This window comes from Rhizobium skierniewicense Ch11 (genome assembly GCF_023757665.1).
Classification (GTDB): domain Bacteria; phylum Pseudomonadota; class Alphaproteobacteria; order Rhizobiales; family Rhizobiaceae; genus Agrobacterium; species Agrobacterium skierniewicense.
This window is the reverse complement of record NZ_RXPG01000021.1, coordinates 334,160-352,332: the sequence shown is the minus strand read 5'-3', so window position 1 is coordinate 352,332 and position 18,173 is coordinate 334,160. Positions and strand designations below refer to the sequence as shown.

At 55.7% G+C, this 18,173-nt stretch carries 16 protein-coding genes; 10 read left to right on the top strand and 6 right to left on the bottom strand.

Annotation, left to right across the window (positions count from 1 at the left end; all coding sequences use genetic code 11):
* Window positions 1-24: 24 nt before the first annotated feature.
* Entirely contained in the window at window positions 25-1,041 is a 1,017-nt protein-coding gene (locus tag EKM04_RS15880; RefSeq protein ID WP_183895181.1) for a hypothetical protein, read from the top strand.
* A 223-nt stretch (window positions 1,042-1,264) separates the two neighbouring features.
* Complete coding sequence (locus EKM04_RS15875; RefSeq protein WP_183895183.1) at window positions 1,265-2,413, top strand: DUF2333 family protein; 1,149 nt, start codon at window positions 1,265-1,267, stop codon at window positions 2,411-2,413.
* Window positions 2,414-2,457: 44 nt separating this feature from the next.
* Here the strand turns inward: EKM04_RS15875 and EKM04_RS15870 are convergent, their stop codons facing one another.
* Complete coding sequence (locus EKM04_RS15870) at window positions 2,458-3,174, bottom strand: helix-turn-helix transcriptional regulator (protein WP_174153677.1); 717 nt, start codon at window positions 3,172-3,174, stop codon at window positions 2,458-2,460.
* 509 nt (window positions 3,175-3,683) lie between these two features.
* Between EKM04_RS15870 and EKM04_RS15865 the strand changes: the two genes are divergently transcribed.
* Entirely contained in the window at window positions 3,684-5,930 is a 2,247-nt protein-coding gene (locus EKM04_RS15865; RefSeq protein ID WP_183895185.1) for a TonB-dependent hemoglobin/transferrin/lactoferrin family receptor, read from the top strand.
* Between the two features lie 95 nt (window positions 5,931-6,025).
* On the opposite strand, the gene EKM04_RS15860 is transcribed toward EKM04_RS15865, so the two are convergent.
* On the bottom strand, window positions 6,026-6,874 hold the full coding sequence (locus EKM04_RS15860; RefSeq protein ID WP_183895187.1) for an extensin-like domain-containing protein: 849 nt from the start codon (window positions 6,872-6,874) through the stop codon (window positions 6,026-6,028).
* 266 nt (window positions 6,875-7,140) lie between these two features.
* Here EKM04_RS15860 and EKM04_RS15855 point away from each other — a divergent pair, with 266 nt between their 5' ends.
* The 5 genes from EKM04_RS15855 to queF all read left to right on the top strand — a co-directional run bounded on the left by EKM04_RS15855 (window position 7,141) and on the right by queF (window position 12,549).
* Window positions 7,141-9,330 carry an anthranilate synthase gene (locus EKM04_RS15855; RefSeq protein ID WP_183895189.1) on the top strand — a complete coding sequence of 730 codons (2,190 nt, stop codon included), beginning with the start codon at window positions 7,141-7,143 and terminating at the stop codon, window positions 9,328-9,330.
* Window positions 9,331-9,390: 60 nt separating this feature from the next.
* Complete coding sequence (locus tag EKM04_RS15850) at window positions 9,391-10,101, top strand: TIGR02117 family protein (RefSeq protein ID WP_183895668.1); 711 nt, start codon at window positions 9,391-9,393, stop codon at window positions 10,099-10,101.
* Window positions 10,102-10,204: 103 nt separating this feature from the next.
* Window positions 10,205-11,014 (top strand): signal peptidase I, encoded by an 810-nt coding sequence (lepB, locus tag EKM04_RS15845; protein WP_183895191.1) that lies wholly within the window; start codon window positions 10,205-10,207, stop codon window positions 11,012-11,014.
* A 149-nt stretch (window positions 11,015-11,163) separates the two neighbouring features.
* Window positions 11,164-12,081 (top strand): cation diffusion facilitator family transporter, encoded by a 918-nt coding sequence (locus tag EKM04_RS15840; RefSeq protein WP_183895193.1) that lies wholly within the window; start codon window positions 11,164-11,166, stop codon window positions 12,079-12,081.
* Window positions 12,082-12,084: 3 nt separating this feature from the next.
* A complete protein-coding gene (gene queF / locus EKM04_RS15835; RefSeq protein WP_174153671.1) occupies window positions 12,085-12,549 on the top strand; it encodes a preQ(1) synthase in 465 nt (154 codons plus the stop codon).
* 16 nt (window positions 12,550-12,565) lie between these two features.
* Here queF and EKM04_RS15830 read toward each other — a convergent pair whose 3' ends face one another.
* Together EKM04_RS15830 and EKM04_RS15825 are read right to left on the bottom strand one after the other, a co-directional pair.
* A complete protein-coding gene (locus EKM04_RS15830; protein WP_183895195.1) occupies window positions 12,566-13,330 on the bottom strand; it encodes a DUF2076 domain-containing protein in 765 nt (254 codons plus the stop codon).
* A 110-nt stretch (window positions 13,331-13,440) separates the two neighbouring features.
* On the bottom strand, window positions 13,441-14,031 hold the full coding sequence (locus EKM04_RS15825) for a HupE/UreJ family protein (RefSeq protein WP_183895197.1): 591 nt from the start codon (window positions 14,029-14,031) through the stop codon (window positions 13,441-13,443).
* A 220-nt stretch (window positions 14,032-14,251) separates the two neighbouring features.
* Here EKM04_RS15825 and EKM04_RS15820 point away from each other — a divergent pair, with 220 nt between their 5' ends.
* Window positions 14,252-14,833 (top strand): ATP-dependent Clp protease proteolytic subunit, encoded by a 582-nt coding sequence (locus EKM04_RS15820; RefSeq protein WP_174153668.1) that lies wholly within the window; start codon window positions 14,252-14,254, stop codon window positions 14,831-14,833.
* 55 nt (window positions 14,834-14,888) lie between these two features.
* On the opposite strand, the gene EKM04_RS15815 is transcribed toward EKM04_RS15820, so the two are convergent.
* Both EKM04_RS15815 and EKM04_RS15810 read right to left on the bottom strand, forming a co-directional pair.
* Window positions 14,889-16,454: a B12-binding domain-containing radical SAM protein gene (locus EKM04_RS15815; RefSeq protein WP_183895199.1), complete on the bottom strand. Its 1,566-nt coding sequence runs from the start codon at window positions 16,452-16,454 to the stop codon at window positions 14,889-14,891.
* Window positions 16,455-16,630: 176 nt separating this feature from the next.
* Window positions 16,631-17,692, bottom strand: coding sequence for an SDR family oxidoreductase (locus EKM04_RS15810; RefSeq protein WP_183895201.1), 1,062 nt, complete (start codon window positions 17,690-17,692; stop codon window positions 16,631-16,633).
* Between the two features lie 97 nt (window positions 17,693-17,789).
* Here EKM04_RS15810 and EKM04_RS15805 point away from each other — a divergent pair, with 97 nt between their 5' ends.
* A complete protein-coding gene (locus EKM04_RS15805) occupies window positions 17,790-18,167 on the top strand; it encodes a winged helix-turn-helix transcriptional regulator (protein WP_183895203.1) in 378 nt (125 codons plus the stop codon).
* The last annotated feature ends 6 nt before the right edge of the window (window positions 18,168-18,173 follow it).

The following is an 18,173-nucleotide window of genomic DNA, read 5'->3' as shown; positions in this document are numbered from 1 at the left end:
AATCGATTCGGGGGACAATTTCGCATGGCGAAAACGCCGTCTTTTGACGCCAGAACCGAAAAGCTGCGTGCCGAGGCGCGGACGGTGCAGGAACTCTGTGCGCAACTGGCAAACGCGCTCTGCATTCCATTCGATGAGGCGCCGAAAACGGCTTTCCAATCTGAAGCGCGGGAGCTTGCCGAGCTTCGAGATTTGATACGAGCGCTTGAAACTGATATTCTGGAGGTTGTCTCCGGTTTGGGAGCGTCCACTCAAGCCGCTTATGCCGCTTTTGATAAAGTGGAAGAAGTGTCATGGCGTGAGCAATTCTTTGGGTTTTTTATCAAGCGCAACCCCACATCGTTCAAAGCCTTGCGATTGAAAAAGCTTATCGTTGCGGAGACGGCGAAAACCATTCTTCTTCAGGCGGCTGCTGTTCATGACGTCTTTCAGCGCCGTAAGGATGCCGCAGCATCACTGGTGGTAAGCGTTGAACCGGAACTCGTTGCAAGTATGGAAGAACGGCGCGTCATCGTGTCCAAGATGGATGATGCACGCCAGCGAGACAAAAGTCTCGTGGCATCGCTTGCGACGCTGAACCGAAAAATACAAGATGCCAGTGACGTAACGCGGCTTTCCCAGTTGAGACTTGAAGAAGCAGAGCTTTCCGCAGAGCGCGAGATGGTGTTGGGGCAGCGCGACACGCTGCGCAAAATGCACGACGTTCTGGATCGGCAGGCAATTCTTCTTGGAGATATGATCGATCTCCAGAATGAAGCGATTGCTCTGCATACGCTGTTGCTCAACAAGGTCAACGTCGAGGCCGAGCGGTGCATACAGCTTTATGACGCTGCATTTGGATCGCTTGACCCGCTTCTGGCCGAGGCAAAACCGTCTGTTCACACGGATGTTTCCACACCGATGTCACTTGCTGTCTTTCAGGGCTTGCTGACTTTGCATTCCCAAGGCGCCATTACCATGCAGGATATTGAGCAACGAAAGGGACGGGTTGATGAAGCACTTGCTCAGCGCGCAGGAAGCGTCTCCAGCGCCCCCGTGTAGGCCAGTCTTCGTAAAAACGTGACCCATCCGTTGTATCGTCGGCAACGGCAACCATATGTGAGTGACATCAGGTCTCGCGAGGGATCCCGAAATACTGCTACGGGTGAAGCGTTCCGGGCTGTCAACATGCGGAGCGCCCGCAACACAGATTTGTTATTTTGAGGCAAAGTACCAGAAAGATCGCAGCTGGTCTTCCGGTCGTTGCGCTAAGGAGATTTGAACGATGCTCGATCCGATTGTCGCGTTTTTCAGGCGCGTGTTTACAGCGTTCGGAAGAGGGATCTCCATCGTGATCGCGGGGCTTTTGTGGCCTTTTCGTGCCGCCAATGGCTGGTATTCTGACCGGGCACTGATGGTAAAGGCACCGATTGCAGCTGCGCTCGTCATTCTGGTTGGTCTTTATGGCTACTTCTTCTGGCAGACCCAGGTCTGGACGAACTTCAATCCTGACTATGTAGCGACGTACAAATTTGCCGAACGCAAGGAAAGCGCCGGGCAGGAATTACCGGCGCAGCCCGCTGCGGGTGCGGATGCTACAGCCACTGCCGTTCCCACCAAGAGCTGCCAGCGCTCGGCCATTGTTGATGTTGCAGCAGACCTGATTGACTACAATGTTGATCAGAACGCCTGGATTTCATCCATGCTGCTCTATCGTGTCGGGCTTTTCGGGATTGATTGGGACAGTACGCCGTTTCTGGACAACAAGGCTTCCTTCCAGCGGGGCGTCAACCAGGCTGTGCGCCGCACCTCTGTGGAACTGGTCGATTCTCTTGGTCGCGTTCGCGGAACATCGGGTGTCGATGGCGATCTGCAAAGCGCACGCGGCAATCTCCAGTTCGATGAATATTCCTGGTATTTCGGCTTGAACCCCTTCGGCCCGAAGACGCCAAGCCCAAGTTATTACCGCTCTGCCGCCGAGAGCTTAAGAAAGTTCAACGCCAATCTGTCGTTGTGCAATTCCGTTTTCGACGGCCGTGCCGACAACCTCATCCAGTTTGTCGACCGTATTGCCAACGACATCGGTGGCACATCTGCCATTCTGCGGGAACGCTCGGAAAACTATAATGGCGGCTGGTTCGATACGCGTGCGGATGACCGCTTCTGGTTCGCATACGGGCAGCTCTATGGCTACTACGGCATTCTGTCGGCTGCTGGTGCAGACTTCTCACAGGTCATTCGCGAGCGTAACCTGACAAGTTTGTGGAACGACACGTTGCTGCAAACCCGCGCTGCACTGCGCATTCAACCAATGATCATTTCCAATGGTGACGAAAGCGGCTGGATCATGCCATCGCATCTGGCAACCATGGGCTTTTATGTTTTGAGAGTGCGTTCCAATCTGGTGGAACTAAGATCCGTTCTGGATCGATAATCGTCTGGAGACGACTGGCGCTTCGCACGAGGGGCGCCAGTTGATCAGTTGATCAGCTTCAGGCGAATGGCTTTCGCCACCAGCTGTGTGCGATTCACACAATCCAGTTTGCGGATAGCATTATTCAAATAAGCGTTGATCGTGTGGTCGGAGAGCGTCAGAATCTGGCCAATCTCTGCGGATGTTTTGCCCTGAGAGGTCCAGCGGATGACTTCGAGTTCGCGCTTGGTCAAATTGCGCGGCGCAACCATTTCTGCACGGCGCATGCGATCGTAGACGTCGAAAGCATGCAGCGCAATCATGCCGATCTCGTTGAAGGTTCCCTGGTCGGGTTCAGACCGATCTCCATCGAAGCGCAGAATGTGACGATCGCCGCTGAAGGCGTTGATCGGTATCATCAAGCCGTTCACGATGCCGAACTGGCGCATCAGGTCGCTCATCGGCTTCGGGTAACACGCGCGACTGGAATCGTCATCCAAAGACCAGTATTGCGGCATCAGGGAGTCCGCAACCCGCAGCAAAACCGGGCAATATTGCAGAAAGACATTCTGGTCGAACTCACGGACGAAGCGGACGGGGATCGTGCTTTCGATAACAACGCCGGCCAGCAGAATTTCATCAGACTTCGGAACTCGCATTAACGTGGCGTGAGTGTATCCGAATTCCACCGCAACGGTCTGAAGGACCTGGAGCCACTGGGGTCGGCTTTCCGCAGCAGATATCTGTTTGCTCAGCAAAGGCTGCCGTTCGATTGTGATCATAAGTATTTTCGTTCGAGGACACGAGATATGTTAACGGTAACAAATATACGAAAAACCTTCAAATGCCACTCTTAATTTTTGGTTTTATTCCTGTTTCCTAACTTTTATTTTAAATATTTCAATTCAAATGGTTGCATGCGATTTCAAGAAATTTATCGGTGGGCATAAAAAACGCCGAAATCGCTCCGTGATGGTCAGTTGAACCATCCTTTTTCAGATATTTCTCGCAGCTTTGTGTCATTTTTCCTGAAACTGAATGTAAGAGACCGGAAATCCATTATATCTGTTGAGTTGCAGCTTACCAAAGCATCGTAACATTTTTGCAACTCAGTCCCTTGACGATAAATATGAGTCATCGAATCATATTTTAATTGTTGACAGTAAAAGTCATGTTTTATACTGCTCGATTGCGGCCAAACCGTAAAAATTAGGGGTATTTTATCGGGTCACTCCGCGGCAGCGCATCACGCTGTCGCATGCTTTCGTGTGCCCGAATTCAGGGGTGAATGATGATGAATGGGCTTTCCAAATCCGCTTTGCTTGTCAGCACGGCGATGGTTCTTCTTTCCGTTAATGTGGTCAATGCACAGCAGACCGCGGACCAGAGCGACGCCAATGGCGCGACGGTGCTGGAGCGAATTATTGTCAAGGGAAAGCGGGTTAAGGCAGGAGATGCCGCTGGCGATACGCCATTGGCAAGCACGACGGGTGCCACCGAAATCCGTAGGAAAGACATCGGCAGCCTGAAGGATCTTGGCAAGACGACAGAAGCGGGCGTGGATTTCGTCAACTCCAAGCCTGGTAAGCCGGGCGGCCTTTTCATACGAGGATTGGGCGGCGCGCGCGTCACCACGCTGATCGACGGCATCCCTGTCCCGTTTTTCGAGAACTTCGCCCGTCAAGGGCAGGCAACGACAACGCTGAGCAATACCAGTTCCAGCTTCGATTTCTCGTCACTGTCGTCGATCGATGTGGTTCGCGGTGCCGATTCCAGCCGGGTCGGTTCTGGCGCCCTGGGTGGCGCGCTGGTACTGCGTACCCTGGAGGCCGACGATCTCATCTCCGGCGACAAGGACTGGGGTGGCGTTGCCAAAACAACCTATGACAGTGAGGACAAAAGCATCGGCGGGTCGGTCGCTGTTGCCAAGAAAATAGAGAACACGTCCGTTCTGTTCCAGGGGTCCTACAAACGTGGGAATGAAGTGGATAACCGCGGAAGCGCAGATATTTACGGCACCCGCCGCACGACACCCAATCCGGGCGATACGTATGAAAGCAACCTGCTGTTCAAGGTCAGGCAGGATTTGGAAAGTGGACACAGCATTGGTTTGACAGCGGAACGGTTCTCACTGCGTACGAGAACCGACCTCAAAACCCTGCAGGGCACCAGTGTCTCCGGCTCCACTTACCGGATCGACGATTATGATGGCCATGAGGACACTGAACGCGACCGCGTATCTCTGGATTACAAATACGAGGCACCATCGACGGACGGCGTCATCGATGCGGCTGATTTGTCCCTTTACTGGACGCGTCTCGACAAGGTTTCCGGTGCTGGCGACCGTTTGACCAACAACTCGCTCTATATTCGTGAAGACACTATGAGAGATAGTCGCTTCGGGCTTGTCGGCGGTCTTGAATCCGGGTTCGACCTTGGCGGCATCAGCCACACCATTCGGTTTGGCGGTAACGCCTGGACGTCTGATTTCACTGACTCCGTTTACATCAATACGGGCGGATCTTCCTCCGCGTCCCAGTCTGATATGCCGAATGTCAGCGGGAAAAGTCTCGGCGTTTATCTGGAGGACGAACTTGCTTTCGGCAACGGCGGCTTCAAGCTGACGCCCGGCATACGGTTCGATGCCTATGATTACGATCCAGATGGATCGGTCTCGACCAACAGCGGCTACAATACATTCGGCTTGCCCTCGGGCAACAATGGCTCACGCTTCTCTCCAAAGCTTCTTGCCACCTATGACCTGACACCAGAGGTTCAGCTCTTTGCCCAATGGGCCATGGCGTATCGCGCGCCGACCGTCAACGAACTCTATCTCAACTTCTCCAACATCAGCTCCGGCTACGCTGTCATTGGCAATTCATCCTTGGACCCAGAAACCAGCAATGGTTTTGAACTCGGTGGCCGATATGACGATGGCGATCTTTCGAGTAGCGTGACGCTGTTTCATAACAAATACAAAAACTTCATCGAACAGGTCACGACGACGACAACCCTTTTCCCCGGCTTCGGTGGGAGAGGCAATGGTTCGCTCTTCACCTATCAAAATCGGGAAAACGTTGAGATATCTGGCGTAGAAGCAAAGGTCCGCAAGGATTTGGCGAATGGCTTTTTCGCGCATGCCTCGCTTGCCTATGCCTATGGCAAAGACACGGATACCAACGAATTCATTCGAACGGTCGCACCGTTCAAGTCCATCGTTGGTGTTGGCTACGCTGAGGAAAGCTGGGGCTCGGAATTTACCGGCATCTTTTCGTCGCACATGCGTGATGACGCAGCGGCGAGCACTTTCGATGCGCCGGGCTACGGCATCTTCAACCTGACCGGCTGGTGGGAGCCCGAACAGACGAAGGGCCTGCGTGTTCAAGCCGGTGTCTATAATCTCTTCGATCGCAAATACTGGAATGCAGTCGGCGTCAGGGACATCAACCCGAACACGGTTTCCAGCGTGAACCAGCCCGTCGATTTCTATTCCGAGCCGGGTCGTTCGTTCAAGATTTCGCTCACACAGACATTCTAATGAGGACTGGCTAATGAGGACTGGCTAATCAGGATTTGCCAATCAGGATTTGAGTGAAAAAAGAAAGGCGGGGCTTTGGCTCCGTCTTTTGACGTTTATCGGCAATACAGATATCCGCCCTTGCGCTCCAAGACGTCCAGGTGCAGGTGGTCCTGGTGGGTGGCGTCGCTGCCGGGAGAAAGTACGGTACGGAAGAACAGACAGGCGGCGGTGGTGATGGTGCGCTGAAAAGCACCTTCCATGGTGCCGTCTTCCGAACGTGGCTTCATGACCAGTGGTTCGCCCTTGTCGAAGGTCATGGTCGCAATGTCGACGGCGCTGCCTTTGGCGTGTTCGGAAATCTTGCCTGTTTCGGCGCTGTTGCGGTTACGGCAGATGTAGGTGGAGGCATTGCCGAAGGCGGTGACTTTTTTGTCGGGCATAGCGATTGCCGCATTGGGTACCACGACGTTCTTTGCCCAGCGCGAGAGCGCCAGTGCCGTTTCGCATCTCATCGTGCCCTCTGGCTCCAGCTTGATGCCCGGAATGACGGTGGATAGTTCCAAAGGAGATGCGATGCCACATCCATCCTCTTCACCCGTGATCGGCGGGAGTTCCTTGAACTCCGCACCCAGCTGTTTTAGTTCCGCCAGGCAGGCTTTCAACTCTTCGGGGTTTTCTGCCTTTACAGGATCGCGAGGAGGCTCTTCCGGCTTTTTGTCCTCCTCTTTTTTGCTGTCTTCAGGTCTTGCAGGCGATTGAGGCTTTTCTTCTGGTTTAGGCACTCCATTTTCCGCAGGAGGGGGCGCGGGTTTCTCTTCTTCTTTTTTCTTGTCTGCCGATTCAGGTACGGGCGTGGTGTCTTGCTGCGCAGGCTTGGGCTGAGGGACCGGCACATCCTGCGGCGGTTGTGCGGCGGAGATCAGCAGCGTGCTGGCTGCGAGTATCATGAGACGATGAAGCATGTGACCGGTCGTTCCCCCATTGCGGCTCACCCACAACGTTTCAATATGCTTTCGGTTCAAATCCGCTTGCCAATAGGCTCGGTTGGCGCTAACAATTTTCGTCATGAACACACGGTCGAAGAACATTGCAATCTGGTGGTGGGGCAGCTTAACGCGGCCTTGAGCACCCATGTCCTTAGACTAAGTCCAAGCCGCCCGAATTTTCAGGCGGCTTTTTTGTTGTTATGCCGCCTGTCATCGGGCTTTAGAAACGGGAAGCAGAATAGATGGTAACAATTATTCAGGATGACGGGTCTGAAACATACGAGACCAGAGGCGGGGTCAAAGTCACGCGCCAGCGTCGCGCTGCCGATTACGCAACGGCCATCGATAGCTACGTGACCGGACTCGACGAACGTCGTGGCGCCGTGTTTTCGTCCAACTACGAGTATCCTGGCCGTTACACCCGTTGGGACACCGCGATCATCGACCCGCCGCTCGGCATTTCCTGTTTCGGCCGTACGATGTGGATCGAAGCCTACAACGGTCGTGGTGAGGCGTTGCTGTCTCTCATTACGGAGAAGCTGAAGGCCACGCCGGATCTGACGCTTGGGACGTCAACATCGAAGCGTCTGGACCTCGTCGTCAACGAGCCTGACCGTATCTTCACCGAGGAAGAACGCTCGAAAATCCCGACCGTGTTTACGGCCCTGCGGGCAATCGTTGATCTCTTCTACTCCAGCGCGGATGCGGCCATCGGTTTGTTCGGTGCTTTCGGGTACGACCTGGCCTTCCAGTTCGACGCCATCAAGCTCTCGTTGGAGCGCCCGGAAGACCAGCGCGACATGGTTCTGTTTCTGCCGGACGAAATCCTTGTCGTCGATCACCATCAGGCAAAGGCCTGGATCGACCGTTATGACTTCGAGAAAAATGGCATCACAACACATGGCAAGTCGCAGGATATCGCGCCGGAACCCTTCGTGAAGACAGACAGCATCCCCCCGCGCGGGGATCATCACCCTGGCGAATATTCGCAGCTGGTGACGAAAGCGAAAGAAAGCTTCCGGCGCGGCGATCTGTTTGAGGTCGTGCCTGGCCAGAAGTTCATGGAGCGTTGCGACAGCAATCCATCGGCCATTTCGCGCCGCCTGAAAGCCATCAATCCATCTCCATATTCGTTCTTCATCAACCTCGGTCATCAGGAATATCTGGTGGGTGCATCGCCGGAAATGTTTGTGCGTGTCTCCGGTCGCCGCATCGAGACGTGCCCGATTTCCGGCACCATCAAGCGGGGTGAAGACCCGATCGCCGATAGCGAGCAGATCCTCAAACTGCTGAATTCCAAGAAGGACGAATCTGAGCTCACCATGTGTTCGGATGTGGACCGTAACGACAAGAGCCGCGTATGCGAACCCGGCTCGGTCAAAGTCATCGGTCGTCGCCAGATCGAGATGTATTCGCGCCTCATCCACACGGTGGACCACATCGAAGGCCGCCTGCGTGACGACATGGATGCGTTTGACGGCTTCCTGTCACACGCGTGGGCGGTGACCGTGACAGGCGCGCCGAAGCTGTGGGCCATGCGCTTCATCGAGGCTCATGAGAAGAGCTCTCGCGTCTGGTATGGCGGTGCCATTGGTATGGTTGGCTTCAACGGCGATATGAACACTGGAATGACGTTGCGCACCATTCGCATCAAGGACGGTATTGCGGAAGTGCGGGCAGGGGCGACGTTGCTCAATGATTCCAACCCGCAGGAAGAAGAAGCCGAAACCGAACTGAAGGCATCTGCCATGATTGCAGCTATCCGCGATGCGAAAGGGCAGAACTCTGCGGCAACGCAGCGGGCTTCCGCCAAGGTCGGTACCGGGTTGAAAATCCTGCTGGTCGATCACGAAGACAGTTTCGTGCACACGCTCGCCAACTATTTCCGCCAGACCGGTGCCACGGTTTCGACCGTGCGTTCGCCAGTCGCGGCCGAAGTCTTCGACCGTTTGCAGCCGGATCTCGTGGTTCTGTCTCCGGGGCCTGGCAATCCCAGCGACTTCGATTGCAAGGCAACGATCAAGGCTGCACGTTCGCGTGATTTGCCGATCTTCGGTGTGTGCCTTGGGTTGCAGGCGTTGGCGGAAGCATATGGCGGCGAGCTTCGCCATCTCGCCATCCCGATGCACGGCAAGCCATCGCGCATCCGCGTGCTGGAACCGGGCCTCGTCTTCTCTGGACTGGGCAAAGACGTCACCGTTGGTCGTTACCACTCGATCTTCGCTGACCCGGCAACGCTCCACCGTGATTTCATCATCACCGCAGAAAGTGAAGATGGCACGATCATGGGCATCGAACATTCCAAGGATCCCATAGCTGCCGTACAGTTCCACCCGGAATCGATCATGACACTGGGTGGCGATGCTGGCATGCGGATGATCGAAAACGTGGTGACGCATCTGGTGCGCAAGGCGAAAACCAAAGCGGCCTAACGTGCGTAAAGACTGACAGCGGCGTTACAAGATGCCGCTGTTTTCCAGACCACGTGGATGATGCTGTTGAAAGTCTTCAAATATCTTTGCATCGCCACGGCGCTGATCCTGACTGGCATCGTCGCCGGCACCGTGTTGCCTCGGCCCATCATCGGCGACCATTCGACAAATGCGGAGGGCACGTCCCGCCGGGTCCTGATCCTCAGCAATCCCATCCACACCGATATCGCCTTGCCTTTGGACGCAGAACTGCTGACGCAGTTCGGGTTTCTGCGCGATGGACACCTGGAAATCGATGATCCCCGCGTTCGATACTTGGTCTTCGGCTGGGGTGGGCGAGCTTTCTACACGCAGACGCCGACATGGGCCGATCTGAAGCCGCTGCCTTTGTTCAAAGGTCTGACACTCGACAATTCGGTCATGCATGTCGCACTTGCAGGGGATATTCCTGTGACAGATGCAAGTGTCACGTCGCTTGATCTTTCGGTTGATGAATATCGGAAGCTGATCGATTTCATCGTCGGCAGCTTCACCTATTCGCAGAAAAAGCCAATCCCGCTGCCCGGACAATCTTACGGCAGGGACGACGCCTTTTTCGAAGCGAAGGGATATTTCAATGCCTTGCTCGGCTGCAACACATGGACGGCGGCGGCGTTGCGATACGCAGGTCTGCAAACCGGATGGTGGACGCCGCTGCCGCCGCTTCTCACCACGTCGCTGCGGCTTCACAACGGCGCGGAAACATTCTCAGTCATTGCGCCAGCTCCCTGAAACATCGCGCATTCTTGAAATTGACAAATTGCATTTGGTAGCGTCAATTTTCTCATCGTCTTATGTCGGTGAGCGGAAATAATTTAACGGGGATATGAGGAGCTTGCGTAAAATCCTATTGCAGTTCCAAGTGTTGGCAACGTTGCTCGCTGTCGGCATCCAGCCCCTTTGGGCTGATGAGCGTGAGGCTGGAGCGAAGACGCTTCTTCTTCCGATCTATCCGTTATGGCTTGCACAGGCAGGACTGTTTTCCTCTGATCAGGCTCTGAAACAAAAAATGACGGATCAAGCCATCGCGGGTCTTGCAAAGCAACTACCAAGTGATTGTGACGAAACGCGAATGAGGCGGGATCTTTGCGGCATCAAGCCTGTACGTGTTCCATCGTCGTCAATGAACCCAACGGTTTACGTGCAGGAAACACTAGGCATTCAGACGGTTGATTTCAAACCGCTGAAACGCGGCGATCTCATAGTGCATAAGGCTCGGTTTGGAGGGGCGTCTGTCACGTCTGCGCTGACAAGGCTTATTGGTCTTCCGGGAGAAACAATAGAGATGCGCGATGGCGCGGTCTTCGTGAATGGGTTGGAGTTTACACAAAAAAGTGAAAACAAAGGGATTGACAGTGAGTGGGGTCCATTGAATCTCGTCCGGGAAACAACGCCGGAGGGAGCGACCTATGAGATCGCGTTGCAGGATGGAAATACCTCTGGAATCGTTCAAGACTTTGGTCCAGTCACTCTTCCGTACGATCGTTACTTTGTCCTTGGCGACAATCGCGGCAATTCCGTTGACAGCCGGTATCCCGAGCAACTGAACGAAGACGGGATGGTTGCTGCAAAAGATATCGAAGGCGTTGCCATTGTCGTGCTCGTATCCAAGAGTGTGGACCGTGTTGGTGTGCCGCTGCGGTAAATTGACCGCCGCAAACCCTTGACCTAGCTGTCACTTTCAATCATAGAAGCCGCATAAATGAACCGCGCGCACGGACACCTCCGTGCGCGCGGTTCATGCGTTTTGGGGTCCATTTCTGCAATTCATTCGCATCCGCACGGGGTTAGGTCATGAACGAACAGGGGAACACGCTCGTCAGGAAACTGGCGTTTTGGGGCATCCCGTTTTCCATTACGGTGCTGTGCCTCAAGCTTCTGGCATGGTGGGTCACCGGTTCGGTGGCGCTGCTGTCTGATGGCCTCGAATCCACGGTCAATGTCGTTGCGGCCTTCATCGCCTATTTCGTCATTCGCTACGCGCAAAAGCCTGCCGATGACGATCATCAGTTCGGCCACCACAAGGCGGAATATCTGTCGGCTGTGGTCGAGGGGGTGCTGATCGTCGTAGCCGCCCTCCTGATCGTGAAAGAGGCGTGGGGTGGCTTGATGGCCCCGCATTTGCCGGATGCCCCGGCGCTGGGCCTTGCCATCAATGCCTTTGCCGCCATTCTCAACGGTATCTGGGCTACGGTGTTGATCCGTGTCGGCAAGAAACATTCCTCACCCGCGCTTCTGGCAGATGGTCACCATATCATGTCGGATGTCGTCACATCCGGCGGTGTCCTGATTGGTCTCGTACTGGCGATTGCAACGGGTTACGCCATTCTCGATCCGGTTCTTGCCCTCGTCGTCGCCATCAACATCCTGTTTCAGGGTTCCAAGGTCATCATGCATTCACTTGGCGGTCTCATGGACCGGGCGGTGGAGCCGGAAGAAGATGAGGTCATCAAGAGGGCGATTGCGGAGAATTCTGCTGGCCTGCTGGGTGTGCACGATCTGAAAACCCGCAGGGCAGGGGCGGTTGCCTTCATCGATTTTCATGTCGTCGTGCCATCTGCCATGTCTGTCGGCGCGGCACATGATATTTGCGACCGGCTGGAAGATGCCATAAAGGAAGCGGTGCCAGGTGCTGTGCTGGCCATTCATGTGGAGCCTGAGAGCGAACAGGCGCATGGCGTTCGGGTAGAGTTTCAAGAGCTAGGAGTTTGAACCATGTCAGTCACGGATGTATCCGGCCTGTCGCAACTGGGTGCGCAAGTCGCTTCCCCTGAAAGTCCTGAAAAGGCCGTTCTGGAAAAAGTGCCGAACGGCAATGCCGGAACGGATTATGTCGTGCGCTTCACCGCGCCGGAATTCACGTCTTTATGCCCGATGACCGGACAGCCGGATTTCGCCCATATCGTCATCGATTACATTCCGGGTGAGTTTCTCGTTGAATCCAAATCGCTAAAGCTGTTTCTGCACGCTTTCCGAAACCACGGTGCCTTCCATGAAGACTGCTCGGTCTATATAGCCAAGCGACTGGTCGATCTTTTGCAGCCGAATTGGCTCCGCATCGGTGCCTATTGGTACCCACGCGGTGGCATTCCCATCGATGTGTTCTGGCAGACGGGTGCGCCACCGGACGGCGTTTGGCTGCCGGAGCAGGGCGTCGCGACCTATCGCGGTCGCGGCTGACCCGAACCTTCAGCCGTTACACGAACGAGCCGCCGTCGCCTGAATCGAAGTCCGTATCGTCGCTCCCGTTGTCGTAATCCACCTGTTGTGCGCCAGTGTCGTCTTCATTGCTGGCCACATCCTGCTGTGGCTTGTCGTCATCGCCATAGTAGTTATTGATCACGGTTTCTTCGACCGGAGCCGCGCCAGCTCCGGCTCCCCCCACGGCGGAACCCCAGCCTGTCGATGCGACATGGTTGGAAAAAATACCACTCAGCGAATTGGCAAGCAGCATGCCGCCAGCCACACCGGCTGCGGCACCCAGGGCACCCTGGAGGAAGCCGCCGCCACCGCTGGGGCGACCGAATGCGGATGGCTGTTGGCCGCTCCAGGGTCCAGTCGGCTGGGGGGCATCGTTTTTGTTTCGCCCCCATGGCCCCTGTGTCTGTCCAGATGTATCGTTGCGATAGCTCGGAGAGGCGCTAGGGAGAGGTGCCGTTGCCTGTTGCTGGTTACCACCGAAAATCGAGCTGAGGAAACCGCCCTGCTGTGCCTGCTGCGGTGCAGCGTTGCCGCTTTCCAGCTGATGGATGCGGTCTTCCAGCTCGCAAATATGCGCTGCCGCAGCCTCCAATCCCTTTTCCTGCACGATGACGGCTTGAGCAAGATAATAGGGGGAGGCGGGCTGGTCCCGAACGGCTTGATTGATCAGCGCTTCGGCTTCCGTGTCGCGTGGAGTGGAGGACGCGGATTTGACCCTGTCGAACAGGGATTTGAGCAGTTGGGTTTCTTCTGGTGACATTGGTAGCCTCCTTGGCATGTCGCGAAACGCACACCAAGGAGTTAGGGTTCAATTTCGGCTTTTAAAAGCTGATCCATCCTTACATTTTTGTAAGGATGGAGTTCTCGGGCTCAACCGCCAAAAACGAGCGAAAGTCCCGCCAGAACCGTCATGCCGCCGACGACGCGGGTGGCAACCGCGCCGAGTTTGGCAATGGCCAGTCCCAGCGCAACGCCTGCGAGGTGAAGGAATGCTGTTGCAATGACGAAGCCGACTCCGAATTGAAATGCGCCCGCGCTTCCCAATTCGCCACCATGTGCGTGACCATGGAACAGGGCAAATACGCCGACAATCCCAGCTGCAACGCTGATCGGGACGCGTGTTGCCATGGCTACCAAAAGGCCCAGTGCAATGACGGAGGCTAGAATAGCCGGTTCGACGAATGGCAGATGGATGCCACCCAGCGCCAGCAGGAAGCCAATGGCCATGGTGCCGACGAAAGCAGCGGGGATAATGAGAAGTGCTGCGTCCTTACCCTTCGATATGGCGATTTGCGATGCCCAGATGCCTACGGCGACCATGACCAGAATATGATCGGCACCAAAAAGCGGGTGGGAAAGACCGGCCATGAAGGATCCGTGCTCTTCCGGATTGAGATGGGCAAAGGCCGGCAATGCAGTAAGGCCAAGCGTTGCGGCAGTGAGTGAAAGTCTTTTGAACATCGTTCCCTCTCGAATATTTTACAGATGGAGCAAGAGGCGCTTGGGTCGCCGGACAAAACCCCACAACGAACGATATCGCAGTAACAAAGTGCCTGTCCATGCGTCATTTGACGGTGCCCTGTTTATTAAGCAGTTCGGCGCCTTGTCTTTTTCGCTCATTGTTTTACGAAACAAATCACACTATGTCCGGTAGGTAATGAAATACGTTGGAGACCGCCACATGAACGAAGACGAAGACGACAAGAGCAAGGAACTGCCGATCGGCAAGGAAACGGAAGCGAATCTTTTCAAGTCGCGTTCGATCTTCATCTATGGCGGCATCACGCAGGAATTAGCGCAGAAGGTTTGCACGCAGCTCGTCGCTCTTGCCGCAGCTAGCGACGAAGATATTCGCGTTTACGTGAATTCGCCCGGCGGTCACGTCGAATCCGGCGATAGCATTCACGACATGATCAAGTTCATCAAGCCGAAGGTCTACATCATCGGCACAGGCTGGGTTGCGTCTGCCGGCGCTCTGATCTATGTGAGCGTTCCTAAAGAGCGTCGTCTTTGCCTGCCAAACACCCGCTTCCTGCTTCACCAACCATCCGGCGGCACGCGTGGGATGGCATCCGATATCGAAATCCAGGCCCGCGAAATCATCAAGATGAACAAGCGCCTGATCACGATCTTCTCCAAGGCAACCGGCCAGACGGAAGAAAAGATCGCCAAGGATATCGATCGCGATTACTGGCTGGGTGGCGAAGAGGCCAAGGAATACGGCCTGGTTGGTCGTATCGTTGAGAGCCAGTCGGAACTCTGAGAGTTCAGCAGTCGAATTTCCAAGCCCGCGTCGGTCTCGAGCCAGCGCGGGTTTTTTATTTTTGCGATGCACCTACCTGCTTCATGTCTGCTGCCGTTGTCTCGATAACCAGGGTCCCGCGATGTGTGTCATTGGCACCTTCAGCGTGCTTGGGCGCGACCTGCGCCTTGCCAAACCACTCGGCCAGCGTCATCCGGCCCGTCTTCGGTGGTGGCTGGCGAATGAACTCTGCAATTTCCGCCCTCCATACCCTGAAGCTGAAACGGAAGCTCCAGCGCATATGTCTGCGCAGCTCCCGATCGCGGTGAAACAGAATGCGCAACAGCGCGCGCGGACGACAGTGAACGGCCACCTCCAGCAATTTGACCATCGCAAAGATCATGGCCGGTGACAGGTGGCGTGACGACAGCAACTGGTGCCGGTAATCCCACTTGCTGCGGTCGGTTTCGATGACACGGCGCTCGCCGTTCTCCGCCGTCCAGTCGGACCAGCTGTGCGGCGTCAGATACATGGCATTCAGTAAATCCGGGTCGTAGAGGCTGATCTGGCGCAAGGCACGCAGGTAATCAGCCAACCTTTCTTCTTCGAAGCCGACGATGTGGCCGAGCATCGATAGAATGCCATGTTGCCGCAGAAGCGCGACCGCCTGTTGGTCTTCCCTTGTGGTTGAGCCCTTACGGATGGCTGCAAGCGTTGTCGGATCCGTGGTCTCGATGCCCATCAGCACACAGATCATGCCCGCTTTCTTCATCAACGGCAGGAGATCGGCATCGCGGACGATGTCGGTCGCGCGGATCGTTGCAAACAGCCTCACCGGAACATTCTCTTCGACCAGCGCCTCCAGGAATTCGCGCCACAGCCGTTTCGAGGATGTCGGGTTTTCATCGGCGAGGTCTACAAAGCAAATGCCGTGGGTGCGATGCAGCCAGGCGATTTCGGCGGCGACCGCTTTGGGGGATCGATACCGCCAGCGGCTCCAGAACTGGTATTGGCCGCAATAGTTGCAGCGGTGAGGACAGCCACGCGAAAACTGGACAATGGCTGCGCGACCAATGCCAAAGCATTGATAGAGGTCCCAGTTTTCGATCAGCTCCCAACCGATCCGCCAGTCGTTAAGGTCCTTGATTGTGGCGGCAGGTCTGGTTTCGACATGAGCGCCTTCTTGCCGGTAGACAATGCCTGGAACGGTACTGGGTGACACGCCGTCCGAGAGTGCCTGCACCAGCGCCAAGGTGGTCGCTTCGCCTTCACCCTTGATGATGATGTCCACCGACGGTTCGCCCGTCATGATGGCTGCCGCATGATAGGTGGGGTAGACGCCGCCATAGACCGTCAAAGCTTGCGGACAGGCGCGCTTGGCAGCATCGAGAACGAGAATGCAGGCGGGATGTGCAGGGGTCGAGCCAGCGTGCCCTGTCATCACCATATCCGGCGCGAAATCGACTATGGCTTCTTCGATCTCATCTGCGGTCATATGGTGGCGTTCCGCGTCGACCAGGCGGCACTCATGTCCGGCATCGATCAAAGGTCCGGCGACGCAAAGAAGGCCGAATGGGATCTGATGGCCAACACCACGGGAGGTGAGAGAGATGTAGGGTGGATTGACGAAGAGTATACGCATGACGGTTCCCTTCAGTGCTCGTCCGCCGGCACCACTGGTTCAGCGGCCACACCTTATTTGCAACCATAAATAAAGTTTTCTACCGGGCGTTTATGTCGCGGTGTCGACTCAGCGTCAAACAAAAAACCGCATTGGCGAGGCCAATGCGGTTGGGTTCGATGTGGATTGACCTTAGCTCAAGGAATGAGACGGCTTTCCCGCAAGGATTTGAACAGAGCGAAAAACGCATCGTCTGTCGGTTGATATTCCTTGAAACCCAAACGGCGGCTCTTGCCTATATCGGTCACGACCTCGATGGGACGACCGAGATCGGCATCCGTGTGCCATGGTGATGCCAGGCGGCTGAGGTCGGGTTCGGCCAGATTTTCGCGCAGGGCAATCTCGTTCCAGATCTTTGCATCATCTTTCATCTGCTCTTCAAGAGGCATGACCGTGCCATCGAAAGGCGCTGGTTCAATGCCAAACCAGTCGGCGATACGCCCCCACATCCAGCTCCAGCGGAAAACATCGCCGTTGACGACGTTGAATGCCTCGTTCCTCGCTTCTGGCGTTTCTGCCGCCCATAGCAATTGCTTGGCCAGAAGATTGGCATCCGTCATGTCCGTCAGACTGTTCCATTGCGCAGCCGAGCCGGGGAAGCGGAAGGGGCGGCCGGTTTCTTTGCACAAGGTTGCATAGACCGCCAGTGTCGTGCCCATATTCATTGCGTTGCCCACGGCTTGCCCGATCACGGTGTGGGGACGATGCACACTCCACGAAAAGCCGTCGCGCTCTGCTGCGGCAAAGACTTCGTCTTCCTGCGCATAGTAGAAGTTTTCCACATCGAGACGGCCCTGTTCCTCGCGGAACGGCGTCTGTGGCAGAGTGCCTTTTCCATAGGCCTCGAATGGTCCGAGATAGTGCTTCAGGCCAGTGACCAGCGCCACGTGACGCGTTGATTTGCCTGGGCTCAAGCCATCCAGCAGATTGCGCACCATGGCGGAATTGACGCGAATGTTTTCGGCTTCGCTGTCCTGCCGTGCCCATGTGGTGATGAAGACGGCGTCCGGCCGCACATCGTTGAGCGCCTTTGCCGTATCGGCCGCGTTCTGCAAATCGGCAGCAACCGGAATAACGCCGTTCTGATCGGTGGGGCGGCGTGAAAGACCGTAGACTGTCCAGCCCTCGCTCAGCAAAAGATTTGCGGTTGCGCTGCCGACAATCCCGCTTGCACCGACAACCAATGCCTTTTTCACCATCATCTCTCTCCTTTTTTGTTGAGACATAACTAGGCTTTCTTTGTAGCTGCGTGTAGACGGCACTGGTTGGGGACATGGATACCAAGAGGTGACCACGATGAAGCCGGGAAGCCACGAAGCAGAATGGCGTGAGGACTGTGCGCCCAGACGCGTGCTGGAACTCTTTTCTACCAAATGGACGAGCATGATTCTCCATACGCTGCACACCCTTCACGAGGGTACGGCGCGCACAGGCGTGCTGGAGAGAAGCCTGCCGGGCATATCCAAGAAAATGCTGACGCAGACGTTGAAGGAAATGGAGCGCACTGGGCTGGTGTCTCGCCATGTCTTTGAGACGAGACCGCCCGCCGTCGAATATCGCCTGACCCCACTTGGCAACCGTTTTGTCGAACCGGTCGAAATGCTCTATGCCTGGGGCAGGGATAATGCTGATGCGCTGGACGCATTGGGAGATCGCTCGACCTCCCGACGCTGAAAGCTG

Bases quoted from the DNA above. Each gene is read 5' to 3' on its own strand.
- EKM04_RS15865 (WP_183895185.1), top strand. From the start codon at position 3,684: ATGATGAATGGGCTTTCCAAATCCGCTTTGCTTGTCAGCACGGCGATG.
- EKM04_RS15825 (WP_183895197.1), bottom strand. From the start codon at position 14,031: ATGTTCAAAAGACTTTCACTCACTGCCGCAACGCTTGGCCTTACTGCA.
- EKM04_RS15855 (WP_183895189.1), top strand. From the start codon at position 7,141: ATGGTAACAATTATTCAGGATGACGGGTCTGAAACATACGAGACCAGA.
- EKM04_RS15840 (WP_183895193.1), top strand. From the start codon at position 11,164: ATGAACGAACAGGGGAACACGCTCGTCAGGAAACTGGCGTTTTGGGGC.
- EKM04_RS15815 (WP_183895199.1), bottom strand. From the start codon at position 16,454: ATGCGTATACTCTTCGTCAATCCACCCTACATCTCTCTCACCTCCCGT.
- EKM04_RS15810 (WP_183895201.1), bottom strand. From the start codon at position 17,692: ATGGTGAAAAAGGCATTGGTTGTCGGTGCAAGCGGGATTGTCGGCAGC.
- EKM04_RS15860 (WP_183895187.1), bottom strand. From the start codon at position 6,874: ATGCTTCATCGTCTCATGATACTCGCAGCCAGCACGCTGCTGATCTCC.
- EKM04_RS15880 (WP_183895181.1), top strand. From the start codon at position 25: ATGGCGAAAACGCCGTCTTTTGACGCCAGAACCGAAAAGCTGCGTGCC.
- EKM04_RS15805 (WP_183895203.1), top strand. From the start codon at position 17,790: ATGAAGCCGGGAAGCCACGAAGCAGAATGGCGTGAGGACTGTGCGCCC.
- EKM04_RS15850 (WP_183895668.1), top strand. From the start codon at position 9,391: ATGCTGTTGAAAGTCTTCAAATATCTTTGCATCGCCACGGCGCTGATC.
- EKM04_RS15820 (WP_174153668.1), top strand. From the start codon at position 14,252: ATGAACGAAGACGAAGACGACAAGAGCAAGGAACTGCCGATCGGCAAG.
- queF (WP_174153671.1), top strand. From the start codon at position 12,085: ATGTCAGTCACGGATGTATCCGGCCTGTCGCAACTGGGTGCGCAAGTC.
- EKM04_RS15875 (WP_183895183.1), top strand. From the start codon at position 1,265: ATGCTCGATCCGATTGTCGCGTTTTTCAGGCGCGTGTTTACAGCGTTC.
- EKM04_RS15830 (WP_183895195.1), bottom strand. From the start codon at position 13,330: ATGTCACCAGAAGAAACCCAACTGCTCAAATCCCTGTTCGACAGGGTC.
- EKM04_RS15870 (WP_174153677.1), bottom strand. From the start codon at position 3,174: ATGATCACAATCGAACGGCAGCCTTTGCTGAGCAAACAGATATCTGCT.